The organism is Enterobacter sp. 01-M-02-SI-ECC, assembly GCF_047530595.1.
GTDB lineage: Bacteria > Pseudomonadota > Gammaproteobacteria > Enterobacterales > Enterobacteriaceae > Enterobacter > Enterobacter cloacae_M.
Genome location: NZ_JBLKCZ010000085.1, coordinates 1 through 1,656 on the forward strand (window position 1 = coordinate 1; position 1,656 = coordinate 1,656).

General features: G+C 59.5%; 4 protein-coding genes. All 4 read left to right on the top strand.

All coding sequences use genetic code 11. The features are described 5' to 3' along the window. The first annotated feature begins 62 nt into the window (after positions 1 to 62). Positions 63 to 353 carry a nucleotidyltransferase family protein gene (locus ACMWLG_RS25730; RefSeq protein WP_001247892.1) on the top strand — a complete coding sequence of 97 codons (291 nt, stop codon included), beginning with the start codon at positions 63 to 65 and terminating at the stop codon, positions 351 to 353. Continuing rightward, positions 350 to 751: a DUF86 domain-containing protein gene (locus tag ACMWLG_RS25735; RefSeq protein ID WP_001293886.1), complete on the top strand. Its 402-nt coding sequence runs from the start codon at positions 350 to 352 to the stop codon at positions 749 to 751. Before ACMWLG_RS25730 ends, ACMWLG_RS25735 begins: the two co-directional genes overlap by 4 nt. After that, a complete protein-coding gene (locus tag ACMWLG_RS25740) occupies positions 741 to 1,097 on the top strand; it encodes a cupin domain-containing protein (RefSeq protein ID WP_000215515.1) in 357 nt (118 codons plus the stop codon). Before ACMWLG_RS25735 ends, ACMWLG_RS25740 begins: the two co-directional genes overlap by 11 nt. Positions 1,098 to 1,351: 254 nt before the next feature. Then, positions 1,352 to 1,656: hypothetical protein (locus ACMWLG_RS25745; RefSeq protein WP_019706012.1), on the top strand; the 305-nt coding region annotated here is incomplete at its 3' end.

The window sequence follows — 1,656 nt, forward strand, 5'->3', positions numbered from 1 at the left end:
TTCTTGAAATTCTATTCTTGATTGCATATCATCTCAACGAGTTTCGATAAGAAAGGATGCGCATGCGACCGTCTGTTGTGCTTGACATGAAGCGAAGCGCAGTGCGTGAAGCGGTAGGCCGCTTTCGCGCCGCGAACCCGCGCGTCTTCGGCTCGGTGCTGCATGGCACCGACCGGGATGGCAGCGACCTCGACCTGTTGGTCGATGCGCTGCCCGGTGCCACGTTGTTGGACTTGGGCGATTTGGAAGAAGAACTGAAATCGCTGCTCGGCGTTGACGTCGATCTGCTGACTCCCGGCGACCTGCCGCCGAAGTTCCGGGCCAAGGTGCTCGCGGAGGCGCAACCGATATGAGCGAGAACCGCCTGCCCGATTACCTCGACCACATTCAGCAGGCCGCAACCGATGCGCGCAGCTTCGTGGAAGGGATGGCCAAGGACGACTTCTTGGCCGACAAGCGCACCCAGCAGGCCGTCATCATGAGCCTGATCGTCATCGGCGAGGCGGCCACAAAGGTGATGGATGGCTACGTCGAGTTCACCCAGGCGCATGCCGACGTGCCGTGGCGCAGCATGCGCAATATGCGTAATCGCATGGCTCACGGCTATTTCGACATCAACCTCGATGTGGTGTGGGAGACGGTACAGGAATGGCTGCCGGCGTTGCTCCAGCAATTGCCCGCCGTGCGTCAGGATGCCGACGATGAAGACCGTAACGACAACTGTGAAAGAGGGATCTCCGATGACTGTTGAATCGAGAATATTTTCTGTAGCCGAGTATGTTCAGCCGTCCGAAGGCGAGCCTATTCGTTCCGTTGTGCTTGAAACCCGAGACTCAATTATCGTGGTTTGGCATGTCCATCCCGGGCAGGAAATTGCGGCTCACATTCATCCTCACGGCCAAGACACGTGGACTGTTTTGTCGGGAATGGCTGATTACTTTCAGGGCAATGGGATTGTTCGTGCCCTCAGGGAAGGTGAGATAGCCGTGGCAAGACCGGGCCAAGTGCACGGGGCGCGAAATACAGGTACCGAGCCATTTGTGTTAGTCTCGGTTGTGGCATCAGCCAATGCCGGTTTCGTATTGGCTGAGCGATAGAGCCCAATCTCTGGAGTTGGTCCAATGAGCGGTCGGGGAGATAGGTAACAGACATGCAGCGGACACGGCTGCTAAACCAGGTCGCAAACCTCCTTGCGTCGCAGCGTGCCGCAAGCGACGCGATCAATCGAATGGGGTCGGCATGAGACTGAACACCATCCAGTTCCCGACCGCGTAGCCGCCTGTCCTGCCGATCAGGTCTTGACCATCGACGCCTGGGATCAGTCCTGAATGTTCTTGGAGACCACTACGTTATGAGCCGCAGCCGCCGCAAAACACCCATCGTCGGGCACACGACCTGCGGCAGCGAGCGCGAGGACAAGAAGCTCTGGCATCAGCGCTGGCGCACCCGTGAGCGCACGGCGCTGACCAGCGCGTCGCCCGAAGCCCTGAGCGCCCATCTGCCCCTGCTGGAAAACCAGGCCAGCAGCGTCTGGTCGATGGGCAAGGATGGCCGCTCCTACTGGCCCGTCAAGCGCCAGGCCGCCACGGCGGATCGCATCGCCAATCACAAGGGACGCAACCCGCAAGAACGCGCCTCCCTGAAAAAGCGCCTGCT

Coding starts and splice junctions, on each gene's coding strand:
- ACMWLG_RS25740 (WP_000215515.1), top strand. CDS start 741: ATGACTGTTGAATCGAGAATATTTTCTGTAGCCGAGTATGTTCAGCCG.
- ACMWLG_RS25730 (WP_001247892.1), top strand. CDS start 63: ATGCGACCGTCTGTTGTGCTTGACATGAAGCGAAGCGCAGTGCGTGAA.
- ACMWLG_RS25735 (WP_001293886.1), top strand. CDS start 350: ATGAGCGAGAACCGCCTGCCCGATTACCTCGACCACATTCAGCAGGCC.